Origin of the sequence: Terrabacter sp. GCM10028922, from assembly GCF_042666095.1 — a bacterium.
Classification (GTDB): domain Bacteria; phylum Actinomycetota; class Actinomycetes; order Actinomycetales; family Dermatophilaceae; genus Terrabacter.
Window position 1 is genome coordinate 214,890 of the sequence record NZ_JBHTFG010000032.1, and the last position, 19,156, is coordinate 234,045.

Genomic DNA, 19,156 nt, shown 5'->3' on the forward strand with positions numbered 1-19,156 from the left:
TGGCAAGGTGACTGGATGGACCAGCCTGAGGCGGATGTCGTCGACGGAGCCGAGGCGCAGCGCACCGACCTGATCATCAGCACCCTCGTCGAGGCGTTCGAGCCGTTGATGGCGGCCGACCCTCGCGGCTTCCGGACGAAGTTCCGCAAGATGGCCCGCGACCCGTACGCCTTCTATCGCGGGACCGCCTGCCTCTTCTATGCCGACGTCGGGCCGGGTGGTGCGTTCGGCGGCTTCGACGAGCGCTGGCTCGACGACGAGACCTCGAGGGTCTGGATCCAGGGCGACCTGCACGCCGAGAACTTCGGCACCTACCTCGACGCCGAGGGCCGGCTGGTCTTCGACGTCAACGACTTCGACGAGGCCTATCTCGGCCACTGGACCTGGGACCTCGCCCGCTTCTGCGCGAGCCTGGCGATGATCTGCTGGCAGAAGGCATTGCCCGACACCCTCATCGACGAGCTCATCGCCGCGTACGTCCGGGGCTACGTCGAGCAGGTCGAGCACTACCGCGAGGTCGAGGACGACAGCGAATGGGCGCTCACCCTCGACACGGCCGAGGGGGCCGTCCTGGATGCGCTCCACGTGGCCAAGCTCTCGACGCGCGTCCACCTGCTCGACTCGATGACGGTCGTCGACGACTACCGCCGCCGCTTCGCCGACGGCTCGGGCGTGCGGCGCCTCGAGGACGACGAGCTGGGCAGGGTCAAGGAGGCGTTCGCGGCCTACCTCGGCACGATCCCGGAGTCGCGCCGAGGCACGGTGACGTTCGACGTGCTCGACGTCGTGGGACGTTCGGGCTTCGGCGTCGGGAGCGCGGGGCTGCCGGCGTACAACATCCTCATCGAGGGCTACACCCAGGCGCTGGACAACGACGTCGTCCTGTCACTCAAGCAGGCCAACGTCGCAGCCCCCAGTCGGGTCGTCGACGAGGAGCGCGCGCGACGGCACTTCGAGCACCACGGCCACCGGACCGCCATCTCGCAGCGGGCGCTGCAGGCGCGCGCCGACCGGTTCCTCGGCTGGACCGTGCTGCCCGGCGATGACGGTGAAGACGTCGGCTACGTCGTGAGCGAGGTCTCGCCCTACGAGTCCGACCTCGACTGGAACGAGCTCTCCGAGCCCGACGAGCTCGCGCTACTGGTGCCGCAGCTGGGTCGGGCGACCGCCAAGGTGCACTGCGTGGCCGACTCGGAGTCCGACCAGGACCTCGTCACGGTCAGCGTCGAGGAGGCGGTCGGCGCCCGCATCGGCGGCGACGTGGACGCCCTCGTCGCCGACCTGACCACCTTCGCGCACGAGTACGCGAACCGGTCCCGGAGCGACCACCAGCTGTTCGTCGACGCCTTCCGGGGCGGGGCCCTGCAGCAGGTCGCGCCCGCCTGAGCGTCAGCGCACGACGAGGGCCAGGGCCGAGACGACGGTCGCGGCGAGCACGGCCTGGTCGAACCGGGTCTGGCTGAGCCGCCGCGCGGTGTGCAGCCCGACCCAGCAGCCGACGAGCACCAGCGGGACGAGCAGGGCCGTGTGCCAGAGGGTGTCGAGGTTGAAGAGACCCAGGCCGGCGCTGAAGGGCACCTTGCAGAGGTTGACCCCGAAGAAGAAGAGAGCGCTCGTGCCGAGGAAGCGGCGCTTCTCCACGCCCTGCGCGACGAGGTAGAGGGTCATCACGGGCCCCGCCGCGTTGGCCGTCATCGTCGCGAAGCCTGCTGCGACGCCGGTGCCGATCGCCGCGGTGCGCGACGAGCCGATGCGGGCCGTGTCCGGAGAGCGCCACGACAGGACGAGCTGGAGCGCCGCGAGCACGAGCAGCAGCACACCGATGCACCGACGCAGCGTGGTGTCGTCGACCCGTGCGAGGAAGAGGGCGCCGAGAGCCAGCCCGGGAAGGACGGCCGGGATGAGGCGTTTCAGCATCCCGAGGTCGGCATCGCGACGGTAGTGCCAGACCGCGACGAGGTCACCGACGAGGAGGAGCAGCAGGATCGCAGCCGTCGACTCCCGGGTCGGCAGGGCGACGGCGAAGATGGCGATGGCGATGCTTCCGACACCGCCGATCGCGGTCTTGGCGAAGCCGACGAGCAGAGCGGCCACTCCGAGCAGCGCGAAGGTCGTCAGCGTCATGGTCGCGAGCGTATGCCCGCCGGATCAGACGCCGAGCGAACCGCCCAGCTTGCCGAGCAGCGTGGCGAGAGTGCGTCGCTCACTCGCCGTCAGCGGCTCGAGGAGGCGCGCCTCGTTGGCGAAGTGCTCGGGCACCGCCCGGTCGATGAGGCGGCGCCCCTTGTCGGTCAGCGCGACGATGCGGCTGCGACGGTCGCCGTCCGAGACCCGCCGCTCGACGAGGCCGGACTCCTCGAGCCGGTCGAGGCGCTTGGTCACCGCGCCCGAGGTCACCATCGTCTGGTCCATGAGCTCGGTCGGGGTCAGCTCGTACGGCTCGCCGGTCCTTCGGAGCGTCGCGAGCACGTCGAAGTCGCCCTCGCCGAGCCCGTGGGCGTTGTAGACCTTGACGAGCTCGGTCGTCAGGGCCAGCGCGACGCGGTGCAGCCGCCCGATGACGAGCACAGGTGAGGCGTCGAGGTCGGGCCGGACGGCCGCCCACTGGTCGACGACGTGCTGGGCGTGGTCCACGGGTCCGTCCATGTCTGGACTGTATCTTCCATGGAAGGTAAGTTGCCTTCCATGGAAGATAATCGCAGCGGGTGGACCACGATCGCGCTGACCGCGCTGCCCGCCGCCATCTGGGGGTCGACGTATGCCGTGACGCAGGAGTGGCTGCCCCCCGACCGTCCGCTCTTCGCCGCGACCGTGCGGGCCCTGCCCGTCGGCCTGCTGATGCTGGTCTGGCTCCGCCGGCTTCCCCAGCGAGACTGGTGGTGGCGCTCCCTCGTGCTCGGCGCCCTCAACATCGGGCTCTTCTACGCGCTCCTCTTCGTCGCCGCCTACCGGCTCCCGAGCGGTCTGGGGGCGACTCTCGTCGCCACGGCCCCGATGGTGACGATGGGCGTCACCTGGCTGCTGATGAGCCAGAGGCCGGCGCGGATCTCCTTGGCGGCCGGCCTGATCGGCCTCGTCGGGGTCGGGATGCTCGTCCTGCAGAACGGCCTCGACAAGCCGCTCGACCCGATCGGCCTGGGCGCGGGGATCCTCGCGGTCGTGCTGTCGTCGTTCGGCTTCGTGCTGACGAGGGAGTGGGCCCCGAGGGACGGGGTCGTCACCATGACGGCGTGGCAGCTGGTCGCCGGTGGCCTCGTGCTCCTGCCGATCGGGCTGGTCGTCGAGGGCCCACCACCGGCCCTGGACCTTCCGGCGGTCGTGGCCCTGGCCTACCTCGGACTCGCCGGGAGCGGCGTCGCCTACGTCCTGTGGTTCCACGGTCTTGCGCGCCTCGGGCCGACCTTGGCCTCGATCATCGGTCTCGTCAACCCCGTCGTCGGCGTCCTCCTCGGTGTCGCCCTCCTCGGCGAGCACTTCGGTCCGGTCCACCTCGTCGCGATGCTGCTCGTCGTCGTGAGCGTCCTCGCAGCCCAGGAGCCGGTGCGTGAGGCCGTCACCGCCCGGCGCGGCTCGACGCGCATGCCGCCGGCAGGTAAGGCTGTGCCATGGCCAACGACACGGAACGCTCTTTCGACGTCATCGTCATCGGACTCGGACCGGGCGGCGAGCACGTCGCGGGCACCCTTGCAGAGCGCGGGCTCTCGGTCCTGGGCGTCGACCGCAGGCTCGTCGGGGGCGAGTGTCCCTACTGGGGCTGCATCCCGTCGAAGATGATGGTCCGCGCCGCCGACGCGCTGGCCGAGGCGCGCCGGGTCGACGGTCTCGCGGGCTCGGTCGGCCAGGTGACCGCGGACTGGTCCGTCGTCGCGAAGCGGATCCGCGAGGAGGCCACCGACACCTGGAACGACCAGGTCGCCGTCGACCGGCTGACCGGCAAGGGCGCGACCTTCGTCCGGGGCACCGGCTCGATCTCGGGGCCCGGCCGCGTCGACGTCGACGGCACGGCATACACCGCGACGAAGGGCATCGTCGTGGGCACCGGCACGGCGACCGTGGTCCCGGGCGTCGACGGTCTGGCCGACACCCCCTACTGGACCAACCACGAGATCATCGAGGCCGCCGAGCTGCCCGCGTCGCTCGTCGTCCTCGGAGGCGGCGCCATCGGCTGCGAGCTGAGCCAGGCCGTGGCCCGTTTCGGCGTCGACGTGACGATCGTCGAGGCTGCCGACCGCATCCTCGCGTACGAGGAGCCCGAGGCGTCCGACGTCCTCAGGACCGCCCTCGAGGCCGACGGCGTCACCGTGCTCGAGGGCGTCGGCGCCGAGAAGGTCCGACACGACGGGTCGAGCTTCACCGTCCACCTCGCCGACGGATCCACGCTCACGGCCGAGAAGCTGCTCGTCGCCGCAGGCCGTCGCGCCGACCCCGCGGCGGTCGGACTCGACCGTGTCGGCGTCCCCGAGGACGCGCGCACGGCCTCCGTCGACGACCGGTGCCGCGTGACCGACGGCGTCTGGGCCGTCGGCGACATCACGGGCAGGGGCGCCTTCACGCATGTGTCGATGTACCAGGCGGGCATCGTCATCCGCGACATCCTCGGAGACGACGGCCCGCCGGCGGAGTATGCCGCCCTCCCGCGCGTCACGTTCACCGATCCCGAGATCGGGGCCGTCGGAATGACCGAGAAGCAGGCACGCGACAGCATGGCCGACGTCCGGGTCGGCGTGACGCCGCTCGGAGAGACGACGCGCGGCTGGATCGCCAGGGCCGAGGGCTTCATCAAGGTCGTCGCCGACGCCGAGCGCGGAGTCCTCGTGGGCGCGACGACCATGGGGCCCGCCGGGGGCGAGGTCCTCGGCGCGCTCGCCGTCGCGGTCCACGGCGAGGTGCCGGTCGACCGGCTCCGGTCGATGATCTACGCCTACCCGACGCTGCACCGCGGCATCGAGGACGCGCTCGGCCGCCTGGCGTGACCGGACGCTACCGTGAGCCCATGGCACAGCGACTGCTCGCCCTCGACCTCGACGGCACGACGCTCAACCACATGGGCGAGCTCTCCGAGCGGGTGCGCGAGGCCGTGCACGCCCTGCCCGACGACATCGAGGTCGTCGTCGCGACCGGTCGCTCGATCATCGCTACGACGCCCGTCCTCGAGGCGCTCGGCCTGCGGCACGGCTTCGCGGTCTGCTCGAACGGGGCCGTGACCCTCGAGATCGACCCGACTGCCCCGACGGGCTACACCATCGTCGACACCATCACGTTCGACCCGCGGGCGGTCCTCGAGAAGCTGCGCGTCGAGCTGCCTGACGCGCTCATCGCCGTCGAGGAGCTCGGCGTGGGGTTCAAGGTGAGCAAGCACTTTCCCGACGGCGAGCTCATGGGCGAGTCGCGGGAGGTGAGCTGGGAGGAGCTCGTCGAGCACCCCGTCACCCGTGTCACGCTGCGCCAACCCGAGGCGAGCGCCGAGGAGTTCATGGAGATGGTCGAGCGCGCCGGACTGCACGGCGTCTCCTACGCCGTCGGCTGGTCGGCCTGGCTCGACATCAACCCCGAGGGCGTCTCCAAGGCGAGCGCCCTCGAGCTCGTGCGTAGGCGCCTGCAGGTCGAGCCCAGCCAGACCGTCGCCTGTGGCGACCAGCGCAACGACCTCGAGATGCTGCACTGGGCCGCCTGGGGCGTCGCGATGGGCAACGCGCCCGACGAGGTCAAGGCCATCGCCGACGAGGTGACCGGCCACGTCGACGACGACGGGCTCGTGCCGATCCTCGAGGCCGTCGCCCAGGCCGCCCGCGACGGCATCACGTTCCGCGACGGCGTCGAGTCGGCTGCGACGGCACGGCTCGAGCTCTAGCCGGAGGCCCCCGAGCGCGTGCACCATCGACGCGAGCACCACACGATCGAGGGGCCGTGTCGAAGTCGGCGCGTGGCGTTCGACGTAGGGGTGAAGCGGGATCACAACCCCGCCGACACCGCACCGACACCCGTCTACACCGGGTCGACACCGCGTCGACACCGCGTCGACACCGCGTCGACAGAAGGAGACCACCATGCGCTTCATGATCATCGTCCCGGCCAGCCCCGACTCCGAGCAGGGCTCCACGGGCACCGAGCAGCAGTTCGCCGACATGACCGCCTACAACGAGGAGATGCTCAAGGCGGGCGTCTTCGTCGACGGCCAGGGCCTGCACCCGACGGCCAAGGGCGCGCGCGTCACGTGGGAGGACGGCGACTGGGTCGTCACCGACGGGCCGTTCGCCGAGGCCAAGGAGCTGATCGCCGGCTTCACGATCATCGACGTCAGCTCGCGCGAGGAGGCCCTCGAGTGGCTCAAGAAGTGGCCCGTCTCGTGCGTGCCCGACCCCGGCCAGGCCCTCGAGCTGCGTCAGGTCTACGCGCCCGAGGACTTCGGCGACGAGTTCACGCCCGAGCTGCGCGAGCGCGAGGAGAAGATGCGCGCCGAGGCCGCCCGCAACGCCGCGCGCGGCTGAGGCCCCGGCGTCGCGCACATGACCCTCGCGCGGCACTGACGCAGGCGTGACACCTGGTCGTGCCAGAGTGGCGGGGTGTCATCCACCGCCGACCACACCGACGAGTCCACCGACGCGACCGCCGACGACAACACTCGGACGCTGACCCCGAAGGCCGAGGTCCAGCGCACGCTCGAGGCCGTGTGGCGCATGGAGGCCGCCAAGGTGACCGCCGTCGTCGCCCGGGTCGTCGGCGACGTCGGACTCGCCGAGGACCTCGCGCAGGACGCGTTCGTCCAGGCGCTCGAGCAGTGGCCTCGCGACGGCATCCCGAGCAAGCCGGGGGCGTGGCTCACGGCGACGGCTCGACGACGGGCCATCGACCGCATCCGTCGCGACGTCAACCTCGCGAGCAAGCTGCAGCAGGTGGGACACGCAGAGGAGCTGAGAGTGGCCGACCTGGCCGAGGCCGACTTCGACGCGGCGCTCGAGGACATCGACGACGACGTCCTCGGCCTCATCTTCGCTGCGTGCCACCCGGTCCTCACGGCGCAGGCGCGGATCTCGTTGACCCTCAGGATGATCGGTGGGCTCACGACCCGCGAGATCGCGCGCGCCTTCCTCACGACCGAGCCGACGATCGGCCAGCGCATCTCGCGCGCCAAGAAGACGCTGAGCCAGGACGGCGTCACCATCGAGGTGCCGTCGGGGGCCGAGCTCGCGCCACGCCTCGCGTCGGTGCTCGAGGTCGTCTACCTCGTCTTCAACGAGGGGTATGCCGCGACGACGGGTCGCGACTGGGTGCGCGGCGACCTCATGGAGGAGGCCATCCGGCTCGGTCGCGTGCTCGCCGCGCTCGCACCCGCAGAGCCCGAGGTGCACGGCCTGCTCGCGCTCATGGAGATCCAGGCCTCGCGCACCCGGGCGCGCATCGGCCGTGACGGCGAGCCCGTCCTGCTCCTCGACCAGGACCGCACGAAGTGGGACTGGTCGCTCATCCGGCACGCACTGGCGACCCTCGACCGTGCGACCGCACTCGTGTCCGAGCCGGTTGGCCCGGGGCCCTATGTGCTGCAGGCCGCGATCGCCGCGTGCCACGCGCGCGCCCGCACCGCCGACGCGACCGACTGGTCGCAGATCGTCGCCCTCTACGAGCGGCTCGGCAGGCTGCGGCCCTCCCCGGTCATCGACCTCAACCGCGCCGTCGCGATGTCGTACGCCGACGGACCCGCCGAGGCGCTCGCGGTCGTCGACGGCATCGTCGCGACCGGCGCACTGGCCGACTACCACCTGCTGCCGAGCGTCCGCGGCGACCTGCTCTCACGCCTGGGCCACGACGAGGAGGCACGGGCCGAGTTCGCCCGCGCGGCCGAGATGACCCAGAACGACGCCGAGAAGGCGCTCCTGCTCCGAAGGGCCGCCGGCGAGGCCTGACCAATCCACCCACGGGCCCGACGTATCAGGGCTACCGTCGAGACACCCTGCACTGACGACGGCTGTCTATCGGGCGGAGGTTGCCATGGCCGTGGTGCACCAGAGCTGTGTCGGCTACGTCGCCGAGCCCTTCGCGTCCCTCGTGGCCGGCTACCCCGGCGACGACGTGTACCCGCAGGCCGACTTCCGCACGGAGTGGGGCCCGGTGTTCCACCGCGGCCGGCTCGACGGCAGCGCGCGCGTGCTCGTGCTCGGTCAGGACCCCGCGACGCACGAGTCGATCTCGCGACGCATCCTCGTCGGTGAGGCCGGCCAGCGCGTCCAGGGGCTGCTGGCCAAGGTCGGCGTCCACACGGCATACGTCATGGTCAACGTCTACCTGTACAGCGTGTTCGGGCAGGCCGCCGGCAGCCGGCACGTGAAGAACGAGGCCATCGCCGAGTACCGTCACCGCTGGCTCGACGCGCTCCTCGTCGGTACCGACGTCACCGCGGTCCTCGCCCTCGGCGACCTCGCGGCGAAGGCGTACGAGCGGTGGGCGAGGACGCAGCCCGACGCTGCGGCGGCCCTGCACGTCGCGGCGATCCGGCACCCGACGTATGCCGAGGGCTCGGCCCGGGCGTCCGGCCGGCCGCTCGCCGAGACGACCGCCGCGCAGCTCGCGAACTGGAACGAGCACCTCGACGACCTCGCCGCGCACGTGGCGGCCGAGGGGCCGACCGACCTGACCCCGTATGCCGCCGGATGGGGTCCCACGGACCTGGCGCCGATCCCGGAGGTCGACCTCCCGGCCGGCGCGCCGGGCTGGTGGCGCGACGTCGCCGCGTGGGCCACGCGCCAGGGTGACGACAAGCAGACGAAGCGCGCGACGATCAGCGTCGTCGTGCCGAAGGGAGCCCGCACATGGCCGGCGCTTTGACCCGTCGAACCCGACCTGCCCGCTCGGCCGCCGGAACGAAGACGGCCCTGGAGCACTGGGAGCCGGACGGGTCGCGCGGCCGGTCGGGACCGTTCGCGAAGGCCTACTCGCGGGGGATCACCGACGAGCTGCCCGAGCCGTCCCGCCGCCGTCGCGCGCTGCCGCCGGCGCCGTTCGCGCTGCACGGCGCCGTCATCACGCCCGACGGCGCCTGGTCGAGCGGGTACGTCACGGTCGCGAGCGGCCTCGTCGACCGTGTCTCGAAGCGCAAGCCGTCCGACATCGCGGTCCTCGAGACCGACGGCGTCATCCTGCCCGGACTGCTCGACCTGCATGGTCATCCGGAGTTCAACGTGTTCGCCGCGTGGGAGCCGCCGAAGGTCTACGCCAACCGGTACGCGTGGCGCCGGTCCAAGCCGTACCAGGCGCTCGTGCGCGACCCGCAGAACGTCCTGCTGACCCAGGTGCCGCCGAAGACGCAGACGCGCTACGCGGAGGTGCGGGCGCTCGTCGGCGGCGTCACCGGCATCCAGGGCGCGTCCGGCGCGAGCACCGCGTCGTCCGAGCCGCTCGTGCGCAACATCGACCAGTGGGCCTTCGGGGCGCACCGCGCCCGCTCCCTCATCGACCTGCCCTCCGGCAGCTTCGGCAAGGAGGGCTTCGACCGGATCATGGAGCGCATCTCGGACCAGGACGTCAACGCGTTCTACGTCCACCTCTCCGAAGGAAGACGCGGAGATGAGGTGAGCGCCAAGGAGTTCCGGCGCTTCATCGAGCTCGGGGCGGCGACCCCGGCGACGAACATCATCCACGGCAGCGCCCTCACGGCCGACGACCTGCACGAGGTGGCAGCCACCGGGTGTCGGCTCGTGTGGTCGCCGCAGTCGAACCTCCGGCTCTACGGCGAGACCACCCTCGCGGGCGAGGCCATCGCGGCCGGGATGCTGGTCGCGCTCGGAGCCGACTGGCTGCCGTCGGGCTCGACGAGCCTGCTCGGCGAGATGAAGGTGGCGCGCCGCGAGCTCGCCCGCCAGGGGCACCCGATCGCGGCTGCAGACCTCGTCGCGATGGTGACGTCGGTGGCCGCCCGGGTCGCGGGCCTCGACGAGCACCTCGGGGCGATCGCGGTCGGCCGGCCCGCCGACCTCGTCGTGCTCGAGCGCCACCAGCAGGACCCGTACGAGAACGTGTGCCTCGCCGACCCCTCCTGGGTCGAGCTGGTCTGCATCGGCGGCGACGTGACCTACGCGCGCGCCGACTGGTTCGGACAGCTCTCGGGCGCTGCGACCGGCACGACGATCGAGGACCTCACCGCCTGGGGCAAGCCGATGCGGCTCGACACCGGCTTCCAGGGCGGCGCCGACGTGCCCTCACTCTCGGCCGTGCGCTCGGCGCTCACGGCTGCCTACCCCGCCGTCGGCCCCATCTTCGCCTGACGCATCCGCCCAACCCCGTCGAGTGGGCAGTTTCCACCCGCCAACCCCGTCGAGTGGGCACTTTCCACCCGGGTGAAAGTGCCCACTCGACGGTTTGGCGGGGGCTCGAACATGATCCGAACACGACCCGGACCTCGGCTTCACCTCCGTGCGCGAGCGTGGGTGGCATGAACACGAACCCTCGCCGGACGCCCGGTCTCATGCGCTCGTCCACGGCCCTCGCTGCGGCCACCATCCTGCTGGGCAGCCTCACTCTCGGCGCCTGTTCGAAGACCGGCTCCGAGGGCGCGTTCGCCGCGCCCGCGCAGCAGGCGGAGCCGGCCACCCCGGCCGCCGACGGCGACACCATCGACCTCGTCGACGCAGTCCTCGAGAGCCCGACCGACGCAGACCGAGCCCGTGGCGACGGAGACGGTGACCGGAAAGGACTGCGCGCCCAGCTGCTCCGCGCCCTGCACGCCACCTGGGTGACGAAGAGCCCCACCGGCCCCGTCACGCACCAGGCGGTCCGCGGCGAGGTCACCGCCGTGTCGGCGACGTCGATCACTGTCAGGGCCGAGGACGGCTTCGCCCTGGCGTATGCCGTCACGGCCGACACGACGGTCCGCTCGCGCGCGAAGGGGGCGGGTTCGCGGTCGAGCATCGGTGCGGTGAAGGTCGGGTCCAAGGCCCTCGTCACCGGGGTCGGCGCCACGAACCCCACGGCTCGCCTCGTCGTCTTCAGGAGCGCGACGCCTCGGCCTGCCGGCTCACCGTCGCCGAGCCCGACGAGCTGAGGCTCGTCACGGTGACGACCGCGAGGATGCCGACGATGACGCCGAGTGAGAGCAACGTCGGGATCTCCGGCACCGACGGCCACACGGTGTGCGCCCAGTGCAGGACGAGCTTGACGCCGATGAACGCGAGGATGAGCGACAGCCCGTGCCCCAGGTGGACGAGCGAGGCCAGCGCGCCCTCGAGCACGAAGTAGAGCGCGCGCAGGCCGAGCAGGGCGAACGCGTTCGTCGCGAAGACGAGGTACGGGTCACCGGTGATGCCGTAGACGGCGGGCACGGAGTCGATGGCGAAGACGACGTCGGTGCCGAGGATCGCGACCGCGACGAGCGCGAGCGGGGTCAGGGTGCGACGGCCGTCGTGGTGGACCGTGAGGTCGGTGCCGGAGTAGCGCTCGGTGACGGGGTGGAAGCGGCGGATGAGCCTGACGCTGCGGAGCCGGTCGACGTCGATGCTGTGGTCGGTGTGTGAGAGGGCGTCACGGCCGACCTTGACGGCCGTGGCCAGCAGGATCGCGCCGAAGAGCAGGAAAGTCCACGAGAAGCTCTCGATCATCTGCGCGCCGAGGGCGATGAAGATGCCGCGGAGCACCAGCGCGCCGGCGACGCCGATGAGCAGCACCCGCTGGCGCAGCTCGCGCGGCACGGCGAACGCCGACAACACGATGATGAAGACGAAGAGGTTGTCGACCGAGAGAGACTTCTCGACGACGTAGCCGGTGTAGTACTCGACCCCCTGCTGCGACCCGTACTGCCACCAGAGCCAGACGCCGAAGGCGAGCGGGATCGCGATGTAGAAGGCCGACCAGCAGGCGGCCTCGCGCATGCTCGGGTCGTGCGGGCGGCGGGTGACGAGGAAGTCGGCGACGAAGAGGGCCAGGACGCCGGCGATGGTCGCGGCCCAGAGGGTGGGCGAGCCGATCGACGCGGTCGCGGACGCCGACTCGGCGGCGGTCAGGGCAGAGAGCATGGGGACTCCTCAGAACGATGACGTCTGAGGTCTCCTTCACCGGCGGGCGCCGGCCGCGGACCGGAGTGGCCGCGGGACCACCGTACTGACCGGAACGCGCGAGGAAGTACTCCCCTCGACGGCAACTGTACGGAACGGAAAGGACAGGGCCAAAACGGCGAGGACCCGGTCAGCGGTCGGGCTCGCGGGGCAGGCGGAGCGTGAAGCATGCTCCGCCCTCGGGCGCGTGACCCGCCACGACCGTGCCGCCGAGCACCTGGGCGAGCCGGCCGACGATCGCGAGCCCGAGACCGGTGCCCACCGGCCGGATGCCGCGGTAGCGGTCGTGCAGGACCGAGGGCTCGAACGCGACGGCGAGGTCGTCGTCGGTGAGGCCGGGGCCACCGTCGCGGACCTCGACGACGTCGGTCGCGGCCTCGCGGCGCACCTCGACGACGACCGGTCGTCCGGACGGCGTGACGCGCAGCGCGTTCTCGAGCAGGCCGTCGACGAGCTGCCGGACCCGGGCGGCGTCGGTCAGGGTCGACACCTCGGGCGCCGAGGCCACGAACGTGAAGGGCACGCCGACGGCCGCGCACCGCCGCGACCACGCCGCCTCGATCTCGTGGCCGAGCGCGACGAGGTCGGTCGGGGTCGGGGCGACGCCGGGCTGGTCGGCGCCGAGCCTGGCCAGGTCGAGCAGGTCGCCGACCAGCCGCTCGAGGCGCTTGGCCTCCCCGAGGAGGACACCGCCGACCCTGGCGGTCTCCTCGGGCGGGACGAGACCGCTCGCGAGCGACTCGGCGTAGCCGCTGATTCCGGTGAGCGGGGTTCGCAGGTCGTGCGACACCGAGAGCAGGAAGTCGCGCTGGCGGCCCTCGGACCGCGACAGCGACCCCGACAGGGAGTTGAGGGCGCTCGCCACCTCGGCCACCTCGTCGGGCCCCTCGACCGGCACGCGGACGTCTCGCCGCCCGGCGGCGAGCGCATGGGCGGCGTCGGCGGTGCGTCGCAGCGGACGGGAAAGCCGCCGGGCCACGGCCGCGCCCACGACGACGGCCACGACCGCCGCGATGACGAGCGCCAGGAGCACCCGCCGCACGAGCCGGTCGGAGTCGGCCGTCGCGTCCGACGTGCGCTGCACGAGGACGATGCCGCCGGCGTCGGTCGGGCGTCCCTCGACGAGGACGAGGGTGCCACCGAGGTCGTCGCGCGCCGAGATCGTGCGCCCCGCGAGGAGGGTGCGCTGCCGGGCCGGGGTGAGGGCCTCCCGGGCGAGTGGGCTCGTGGACGTGATCGCGCCACCCCGGCCGATGCTCGCCGACTGGATGCCGAGCGCACCGAGTGTGCGGACGGCGCGAGCCTGTGAGGTCCGGGCCGCGGCCCCCGTGTCGGCGCGGTCGGCAGCGCCGTCGGCGATGCGCGACAGGGTGCGTCGGGCCGACTCGTCCGCTGACGTGCGCGTCAGCCCCACTGCGAGCAGTGCCGCGAGCAGGGCTGTCAGGACGGCGATTCCCACGGACAGCACCACGACTCGCTGGGAGAGGGACCCGCGCCGGAGGCCGGGGCCCGGGCGCGATCCCGGCCCTGGAGGAGTGGCGGGCTGCGTGGTCATGAACCCGACTCCGCGCCACCGGCGTCGTGGCGCGGGGCTCGCTCGGCGGCATACCCGACGGAGCGCACCGTGCGGATCGGGCTGGCCTCGCCGAGCTTCGCGCGGACCTGCGCCACGTGGACGTCGACGGTGCGCCCACCCGCGGTGGCGGCATAGCCCCAGACATCGCTGAGCAGCTGCTCGCGCGTGAAGACGACCCCAGGTCGGCGCATGAGATGGGCGAAGAGGTCGAACTCCGTTGCGGTGAGGGCGATCTGCCGACCATCGGCGTGAACCTCGTGCGTCGTGACGTCGACGGTGAGGCCGCCGGAACGGAGCACCTCGGCAGTGTTCGCGTCGCCACGGGTGCGCCGCAGCACCCCGCCGAGCCGTGCGACGAGCTCTCGTGGGGAGAAGGGCTTCGTGATGTAGTCGTCGGCGCCCAGCTCGATGCCGAGGATCCGGTGAACCTCGTCGTCGCGGGCGGTCACGAACAGGACCGGCGTCCAGTCGCCGCGGGCACGGAGACGTCGGCACACCTCGATGCCGTCGACGGTGGGCAGGCCGATGTCGAGCACGAGGGCCGTCGGGCGCAGGTCGCGCGTCGCGTCGAGCGCGGCGGCGCCGTCACCCACGACCTCGACGCCGTAGCCGGCCGCGCGCAGGTTCAGCCGAAGGACGTCAGCGATGGCCGGCTCGTCCTCGACGACGAGCACGAGGCCGCGGCCGGGTGCGGGGCGTGGGTCTGGCTCCGGGCACACGCTTCGCAGCGTAGTGAGCGCGGCGCCGGCCGGAGTCACGTCGGCGTCACGGCGACGTCAGGATCGTGTCAGGGCACGTGAGGGCGGGTCAGGCGCGGGGCGCCGTCGACTCCTCGCTGACCGTGCCGGTCGAACGGGACCGCGAGCGGGACCGGCCGACGAGCCAGCCGGCGAGGGCGAGGCCGGCGAGTGCGACGACGGCCACCCCCCACCACGACCCGGCTTCGGCTGCGAGCCAGGCCTGCACGACCGCGAGCCCGACGGTCGCGTAGACGGCCGCCCACGCGGCGGAGCCGACGGCGGCGGCCGGGAGGTAGTAGCGCAGCGGCATCCGCATGACGCCTGCCGTCAGGTGCACGGCCGTCTGGATGCCGATCGTCAGGTACGACAGCGTCACGGCGAACGGACCGAGGCGTCGCAGCAGCGCCTCGGCTCGCACCGTGAGCTCGCGATGGCTGCCGCGGTAGCGACGCCAGCCGGCGACGGCGCCGCGCCCGACCCAGTACGTCGCGTTGGAGCGCGCCATGACGATGACGAACAACGCGAGGAACGCCTGCCAGAAGGGCAGCTCGGCCAGCCTGTCGAGCATGACGTCACCCTAGGCGCAGGCCACCGCGGGTCCGCGCCCAGGTCTCCGTCGCGGGTCGATGTCGGGAGCTCGTGGGCTCACCGGGCGCCGAAGTCGACCTCGGCGGTGGGCTTGACGTCGCCCTTGCGACCCGGCGCCTCGGACCACGCCCAGTAGGTGTTGGTGTGGGCGATGACCTGCTCCGGGCTGACGGGAACACCCCACTGGCGCAGGTCCTCGGTCGTGTGTGCGTCCTCGACCAGGGTCGCGTCGTAGCCGCGGACGAGCGCGCCGTGAAGAGTCGACCGGATGCAGGCGTCGGTCTGCGCTCCGGTGACGACGAGTCGGCCGACCTGACGCTCGGCCAGCAGCGACTCGAGGTCGGTCGCCTCGAACGAGTCGCCGTACTCCTTGTGCACGAGGGGCTCGGACACGTCGCGGACCAGCTCGGGGACGTACTGCCAGCCGTCTGACCCCTTCGGCATGTTCTCGTCGGAGTGCTGCACCCAGATGACCGGCACGTGCTCGGTGCGTGCCTTGTCGACGAGCGAGCCGATGCGGGCGATCACGCCGTCGCGGTCCCACGCGCCGGAGACGACGTCGTTCTGGACGTCGATGACGAGCAGCGCCGTGTTGGGTCGTCCTTCGAGAGTGGTCATGCGTGCCTCCGAGACCGCCGTTTGTCCTGCCCCCGACGCTACGCCGCCGCGCCGACACCGGCACCCACCGCGGCGCTCAGCCGACGAGGATGCAGAACGGGTGCCCGGACAGGTCGGCGAGCACGACCAGCGGCTCGACGTCGTCGTCGGTGCGGTCGAGGAGCACCTGCGCGCCCAGCGCCTCGGCCCGGGCGCGGTGGCGCTCGAGCTCGGCCAGGGACGGCACCGCGTAGTCGATGTGCAGCTGCATCGGGACGTCGTGGGTCGGCCAGGTCGAGCGCGGCAGGTGGTCGACGTGCTGGAACGCGAGCCGACGCACCCCGTCGGCGTCGAGCAGGACGAGCCAGTCGGCGTCGTCGGGCCCGTCGGCGGGCCGCTCGTCGCCCGGTCGGTAGTGCAGGCCGAGCAGCTCGCGGTAGAACTCGGCGAGGGCCCGAGGCTCCGGCGTGTCGAGCGCGGTGTGCAGCAGTCGGGGGTACTCGGCCATGCGGCCCTCCTCGTTCGTCGACGTCGTCAAGTCTAGGAGCGGGGTTACGGTGCCGGTGTGGAGGCGCGAGACGGGGTCGGCAGGGTCGACAGGGTCGACAGGGCGATGTCGTGGCGACCGGCGGTCACGGGTGTCGCCGAGGTCTTCCACGCCCACTGGCGCGACCACGCATACCCCGGCCACACCCACGACACGTGGACGCTGCTCGTCGTCGACGACGGCGTGATCGGCTACGACCTCGACCGCCACGACCACACGGCCGTGCGCTCCGGCGTCACCCTGCTGCCGCCGCACGTCGTCCACGACGGGCGGGCGCTGACGTCGACCGGGTTCCGCAAGCGGGTGGTCTACCTCGAGCAGGACGTGCTCGGTGCCGATCTCGTCGGACCGGCAGTCGACGCGCCCCTGCTGCCGGATGCGGGCCTGCGCGAGGCCGTGTCGCGCCTGGACCGCGCGCTGGTCGCCCGGGACGACCTCGAGGCCGAGTCGCGGCTCGCGCTGGTCGTCGAACGCCTGACGGCGCATCTCGTACGCGGTCGGCCCGGTGTCGTCGGCACCGTTCAGCCCGCGCCGGGGCGCGTCGCATGTCTCGCGCGGGAGATGTTCGACGCCGACCCGGTCGGCACCCCCGGGGTCGCCGCCGTGGCCCACGACCTCGGGGTCACCACGCCGCACCTCGTGCGCTCGTTCGGTCGCGCGTTCGGGATCGCGCCGCACCAGTACGTCGTCGGCCGCCGCCTCGACCTCGCCCGGCGCCGGCTGCGCGACGGCGTGCCCTCGGCGGTCGTCGCGACCGAGACCGGTTTCCACGACCAGGCGCACCTGACACGGCACTTCCGACGGTTCCTCGGCACGACACCTGGCCGCTTCCAGTCCGGCCGTTGACCGCCCCGGCCGCGCGACCATCCGCACGATCACGATGCACGACGAGCCCGCGACATCAAGGACGTACAAGACGCCGGCGTCCGGCAGCACCGACGATCGAGTGATGAGAGACCTGCTGACGCCGCCGTTCGACACCAAGATCGCCGTCCTCGTGCGTGACGACCTCGAGGCCTGGCAGCGCCTCAACGTCACCGCGTTCCTCGTCAGCGGAGTGACGGCCGCGCACCCCGAGCTCGTCGGAGACGCGTATGCCGACGCCGACGGCCAGACGTACCTGCCGCTGCTGGGGAGGCCGGTCCTCGTCTTCGAGGGCGACGCCGCGACGGTGACCACCGCGCACGGACGCGCGCTGCGTCGCGGAACGGCGCTCGCCGTCTACACCAAGGACATGTTCGCGACGGGCCACGACGCCGACAACCGTGGCGCGGTCGCCCGGGTCGCGACCACGGACCTCGACCTCGTCGGACTCGCCCTGCATGCACCGAAGAACGCGGTCGACCGCATCCTCAAGGGAGCGCGCCTGCACCCGTGACCCAGCGATGGGATGCTAGGCCTGCCATGACGAACCAGCCGCGCGAGCTCACGATCACGTCCGCGTCCAACCCGCGCCTCAAGGCCCTGCTCGGCCTGCGCCGGCGCCGCACTCGCGAAGAGACCGGCCAGACGCTCGTCGAGGGATACGAGGAGATCGGTCTGGCGCTCTCCGCGGGTGTGCGTCCGGGAACCGTCTACGTGTGCGAGGAGCTCTTCAGCCCCGCCGGCCGCGCCGGTTCGCAGGACATCGGCCACCAGTCCGACCTGCTCGCCCGGCTGCGAGGCGATCGGGTCGAGGTCGTCCACCTGAGCCGGGGCGCCTTCGAGAAGGTGTCCTACCGGGAGGGCCCCGACGGGCTCATCGCCGTCGTCGAGCGCGTCGGCGTGGACCTCGACGACCTCCGCGTCGAGGGCGTCGACCATCTCACCCTGCTCAGCCAGGGCGTCGAGAAGCCCGGAAACCTCGGCGCGATGCTCCGCACGGCCGACGCGGCCGGCGTCGACGCCGTCATCGCGGCGGACCCCGTCACCGACTGGGGCAACCCGAACGTCGTCCGTGCGAGCAAGGGCACCGTCTTCGCGGTCCCCGCCGCGAGTGCGACGACGGCGCAGACCCTCGAGTGGCTCGCGGCCAACGGCGTGCGCCTCGTCGTCACCACACCGGAGACGGATCTGCTCCACACCGACGTCGACTACACCGGCCGCGTCGCCGTCGCCGTCGGCAGCGAGAAGCACGGCGCCGACGGCACGCTCCTCGACGCCGCCACCCACCGGGTGCGGATTCCCATGCACGGCAAGGCGAACAGCCTCAACGTCGCGGCCTCGGCCGCGATCGTGCTCTACGAGGCGGTCCGCCAGCGCGACGCGCGCTGAGCCAGCACGAGCGCGCGCCAAGCCCGTGGGAGGCGGCCTGACGGCATACGACATGACTGTCAGGTTTCATTCATGTGACGCACGCGACGAGTCGCGCGGGCCGGGGGAGGGGTGGTCAAGAGCACCCCTGCGCGTGTGTCACGATGTTCTGTATGCGAGTTGACCACGTCTCCTATGCAGCAGAGGCCGGTGGCCTCAAGGCCACGGCCGACCGACTGTCGAAGCTCATTGGTGTCGCTGCCGTCGACGGCGGCGTCCACCCGCGGTTCGGCACCCGCAACGTGATCTTCCCCCTGGCCAAGGACCACTACCTCGAGGTCGTCGAGGTGCTCGACCATCCGGCGTCCGACAAGGCCCCCTTCGGGCAGGCCGTCCGCGCCGCGTCCGAGGCCGGTGGCGGCTGGCTCGCCTGGGTCGTCGCGGTCGACGACATCCACCCCGTCGAGCAGCGCCTCGGCCGCGAGTCGGTCCCGGGCAACCGGCACCGCCCCGACGGCACGGAGCTCAAGTGGCGCCAGCTCGGCATCAAGGGTCTGCTCGCCGACCCGCAGGTGCCCTACTTCATCCAGTGGGACGACATGACCGTCCACCCGTCCGCGGGCGCCGATACGGCCGTCTCCATCGACAACATCCAGATCGCCGGTGACCCGAAGCGCGTCCGTGAGTGGCTCGGCCCCGAGGACACGTTCGACAAGGGTGGCATCGACTTCACGTTCGTCGCGCCGCACGGCACGCCGGGCCTGCTGTCCGTCACGTTCGACACGCCCAACGGCAAGGTCACGATCTGAGCCGAGCCGCCAACTCGCAGACACACCTC

At 72.1% G+C, this 19,156-nt stretch carries 20 protein-coding genes and 1 pseudogene; 13 read left to right on the forward strand and 8 right to left on the reverse strand.

The features are described 5' to 3' along the window. The first annotated feature begins 15 nt into the window (after positions 1–15). Complete coding sequence (locus ACFQU3_RS21350) at positions 16–1,386, forward strand: DUF2252 domain-containing protein (protein ID WP_385913546.1); 1,371 nt, start codon at positions 16–18, stop codon at positions 1,384–1,386. A gap of 3 nt (positions 1,387–1,389) precedes the next feature. Here the strand turns inward: ACFQU3_RS21350 and ACFQU3_RS21355 are convergent, their stop codons facing one another. Next, positions 1,390–2,124, reverse strand: a complete 735-nt coding sequence (locus ACFQU3_RS21355) for a sulfite exporter TauE/SafE family protein (RefSeq protein WP_385913548.1) — start codon at positions 2,122–2,124, stop codon at positions 1,390–1,392. Positions 2,125–2,148: 24 nt separating this feature from the next. Further along, complete coding sequence (locus ACFQU3_RS21360) at positions 2,149–2,646, reverse strand: MarR family winged helix-turn-helix transcriptional regulator (RefSeq protein WP_385913549.1); 498 nt, start codon at positions 2,644–2,646, stop codon at positions 2,149–2,151. A 39-nt stretch (positions 2,647–2,685) separates the two neighbouring features. Here ACFQU3_RS21360 and ACFQU3_RS21365 point away from each other — a divergent pair. The 8 genes and pseudogenes from ACFQU3_RS21365 to ACFQU3_RS21400 form a co-directional block, all read left to right on the forward strand. Then, positions 2,686–3,513 (forward strand): annotated as a pseudogene (locus tag ACFQU3_RS21365) (EamA family transporter); the annotation flags it as partial. 92 nt (positions 3,514–3,605) lie between these two features. Then, on the forward strand, positions 3,606–4,973 hold the full coding sequence (locus tag ACFQU3_RS21370; protein WP_385913551.1) for a dihydrolipoyl dehydrogenase family protein: 1,368 nt from the start codon (positions 3,606–3,608) through the stop codon (positions 4,971–4,973). Positions 4,974–4,993: 20 nt separating this feature from the next. Further along, a complete protein-coding gene (locus tag ACFQU3_RS21375) occupies positions 4,994–5,851 on the forward strand; it encodes an HAD family hydrolase (RefSeq protein ID WP_385913553.1) in 858 nt (285 codons plus the stop codon). A gap of 196 nt (positions 5,852–6,047) precedes the next feature. Beyond that, complete coding sequence (locus tag ACFQU3_RS21380) at positions 6,048–6,488, forward strand: YciI family protein (RefSeq protein ID WP_385913555.1); 441 nt, start codon at positions 6,048–6,050, stop codon at positions 6,486–6,488. A 75-nt stretch (positions 6,489–6,563) separates the two neighbouring features. Continuing rightward, positions 6,564–7,901 (forward strand): RNA polymerase sigma factor, encoded by a 1,338-nt coding sequence (locus tag ACFQU3_RS21385; protein WP_385913557.1) that lies wholly within the window; start codon positions 6,564–6,566, stop codon positions 7,899–7,901. 85 nt (positions 7,902–7,986) lie between these two features. Next, the gene (locus tag ACFQU3_RS21390) at positions 7,987–8,820 is read left to right on the forward strand and encodes a uracil-DNA glycosylase family protein (protein ID WP_385913559.1); all 834 of its coding nucleotides are present in this window, start codon (positions 7,987–7,989) and stop codon (positions 8,818–8,820) included. Then, on the forward strand, positions 8,805–10,256 hold the full coding sequence (locus ACFQU3_RS21395) for an amidohydrolase family protein (RefSeq protein WP_385913563.1): 1,452 nt from the start codon (positions 8,805–8,807) through the stop codon (positions 10,254–10,256). Before ACFQU3_RS21390 ends, ACFQU3_RS21395 begins: the two co-directional genes overlap by 16 nt. Before the next feature lie 167 nt (positions 10,257–10,423). Next, complete coding sequence (locus ACFQU3_RS21400; RefSeq protein WP_385913566.1) at positions 10,424–11,032, forward strand: hypothetical protein; 609 nt, start codon at positions 10,424–10,426, stop codon at positions 11,030–11,032. Here the strand turns inward: ACFQU3_RS21400 and ACFQU3_RS21405 are convergent. From ACFQU3_RS21405 to ACFQU3_RS21430, 6 genes are all read right to left on the reverse strand, one after another. Beyond that, positions 10,977–11,999 (reverse strand): TerC family protein, encoded by a 1,023-nt coding sequence (locus ACFQU3_RS21405; protein ID WP_385913568.1) that lies wholly within the window; start codon positions 11,997–11,999, stop codon positions 10,977–10,979. The genes ACFQU3_RS21400 and ACFQU3_RS21405 overlap by 56 nt on opposite strands. A 169-nt stretch (positions 12,000–12,168) precedes the next feature. Continuing rightward, positions 12,169–13,497, reverse strand: a complete 1,329-nt coding sequence (locus ACFQU3_RS21410; protein WP_385913570.1) for an ATP-binding protein — start codon at positions 13,495–13,497, stop codon at positions 12,169–12,171. Between the two features lie 92 nt (positions 13,498–13,589). Further along, entirely contained in the window at positions 13,590–14,333 is a 744-nt protein-coding gene (locus tag ACFQU3_RS21415; RefSeq protein WP_385913572.1) for a response regulator transcription factor, read from the reverse strand. A gap of 88 nt (positions 14,334–14,421) precedes the next feature. After that, entirely contained in the window at positions 14,422–14,922 is a 501-nt protein-coding gene (locus ACFQU3_RS21420; protein WP_385913574.1) for a DedA family protein, read from the reverse strand. 77 nt (positions 14,923–14,999) lie between these two features. Further along, positions 15,000–15,560 carry a cysteine hydrolase family protein gene (locus ACFQU3_RS21425; protein ID WP_385913576.1) on the reverse strand — a complete coding sequence of 187 codons (561 nt, stop codon included), beginning with the start codon at positions 15,558–15,560 and terminating at the stop codon, positions 15,000–15,002. Positions 15,561–15,636: 76 nt separating this feature from the next. Beyond that, positions 15,637–16,047, reverse strand: a complete 411-nt coding sequence (locus ACFQU3_RS21430; protein ID WP_385913578.1) for a VOC family protein — start codon at positions 16,045–16,047, stop codon at positions 15,637–15,639. Between the two features lie 57 nt (positions 16,048–16,104). On the opposite strand from ACFQU3_RS21430, the gene ACFQU3_RS21435 reads away from it, so the two are divergent. The 4 genes from ACFQU3_RS21435 (at position 16,105) to ACFQU3_RS21450 (ending at position 19,127) form a co-directional block, all read left to right on the forward strand. Beyond that, entirely contained in the window at positions 16,105–16,932 is an 828-nt protein-coding gene (locus ACFQU3_RS21435; protein WP_385913580.1) for an AraC family transcriptional regulator, read from the forward strand. 103 nt (positions 16,933–17,035) lie between these two features. After that, a complete protein-coding gene (locus ACFQU3_RS21440) occupies positions 17,036–17,464 on the forward strand; it encodes a DUF2000 family protein (RefSeq protein ID WP_385913582.1) in 429 nt (142 codons plus the stop codon). Between the two features lie 26 nt (positions 17,465–17,490). Further along, a complete protein-coding gene (locus ACFQU3_RS21445) occupies positions 17,491–18,339 on the forward strand; it encodes a TrmH family RNA methyltransferase (protein ID WP_385913583.1) in 849 nt (282 codons plus the stop codon). Between the two features lie 152 nt (positions 18,340–18,491). Further along, positions 18,492–19,127, forward strand: a complete 636-nt coding sequence (locus ACFQU3_RS21450) for a VOC family protein (RefSeq protein WP_385913585.1) — start codon at positions 18,492–18,494, stop codon at positions 19,125–19,127. The last annotated feature ends 29 nt before the right edge of the window (positions 19,128–19,156 follow it).

What these genes read in the sequence shown, in the direction of transcription:
- ACFQU3_RS21395 (WP_385913563.1), top strand. Translation starts at nt 8,805, where the DNA reads ATGGCCGGCGCTTTGACCCGTCGAACCCGACCTGCCCGCTCGGCCGCC.
- ACFQU3_RS21350 (WP_385913546.1), top strand. Translation starts at nt 16, where the DNA reads ATGGACCAGCCTGAGGCGGATGTCGTCGACGGAGCCGAGGCGCAGCGC.
- ACFQU3_RS21390 (WP_385913559.1), top strand. Translation starts at nt 7,987, where the DNA reads ATGGCCGTGGTGCACCAGAGCTGTGTCGGCTACGTCGCCGAGCCCTTC.
- ACFQU3_RS21400 (WP_385913566.1), top strand. Translation starts at nt 10,424, where the DNA reads ATGAACACGAACCCTCGCCGGACGCCCGGTCTCATGCGCTCGTCCACG.
- ACFQU3_RS21360 (WP_385913549.1), bottom strand. Translation starts at nt 2,646, where the DNA reads ATGGACGGACCCGTGGACCACGCCCAGCACGTCGTCGACCAGTGGGCG.
- ACFQU3_RS21405 (WP_385913568.1), bottom strand. Translation starts at nt 11,999, where the DNA reads ATGCTCTCTGCCCTGACCGCCGCCGAGTCGGCGTCCGCGACCGCGTCG.
- ACFQU3_RS21370 (WP_385913551.1), top strand. Translation starts at nt 3,606, where the DNA reads ATGGCCAACGACACGGAACGCTCTTTCGACGTCATCGTCATCGGACTC.
- ACFQU3_RS21440 (WP_385913582.1), top strand. Translation starts at nt 17,036, where the DNA reads ATGAGAGACCTGCTGACGCCGCCGTTCGACACCAAGATCGCCGTCCTC.
- ACFQU3_RS21445 (WP_385913583.1), top strand. Translation starts at nt 17,491, where the DNA reads ATGACGAACCAGCCGCGCGAGCTCACGATCACGTCCGCGTCCAACCCG.
- ACFQU3_RS21450 (WP_385913585.1), top strand. Translation starts at nt 18,492, where the DNA reads ATGCGAGTTGACCACGTCTCCTATGCAGCAGAGGCCGGTGGCCTCAAG.
- ACFQU3_RS21430 (WP_385913578.1), bottom strand. Translation starts at nt 16,047, where the DNA reads ATGGCCGAGTACCCCCGACTGCTGCACACCGCGCTCGACACGCCGGAG.
- ACFQU3_RS21375 (WP_385913553.1), top strand. Translation starts at nt 4,994, where the DNA reads ATGGCACAGCGACTGCTCGCCCTCGACCTCGACGGCACGACGCTCAAC.
- ACFQU3_RS21420 (WP_385913574.1), bottom strand. Translation starts at nt 14,922, where the DNA reads ATGCTCGACAGGCTGGCCGAGCTGCCCTTCTGGCAGGCGTTCCTCGCG.
- ACFQU3_RS21425 (WP_385913576.1), bottom strand. Translation starts at nt 15,560, where the DNA reads ATGACCACTCTCGAAGGACGACCCAACACGGCGCTGCTCGTCATCGAC.
- ACFQU3_RS21355 (WP_385913548.1), bottom strand. Translation starts at nt 2,124, where the DNA reads ATGACGCTGACGACCTTCGCGCTGCTCGGAGTGGCCGCTCTGCTCGTC.
- ACFQU3_RS21380 (WP_385913555.1), top strand. Translation starts at nt 6,048, where the DNA reads ATGCGCTTCATGATCATCGTCCCGGCCAGCCCCGACTCCGAGCAGGGC.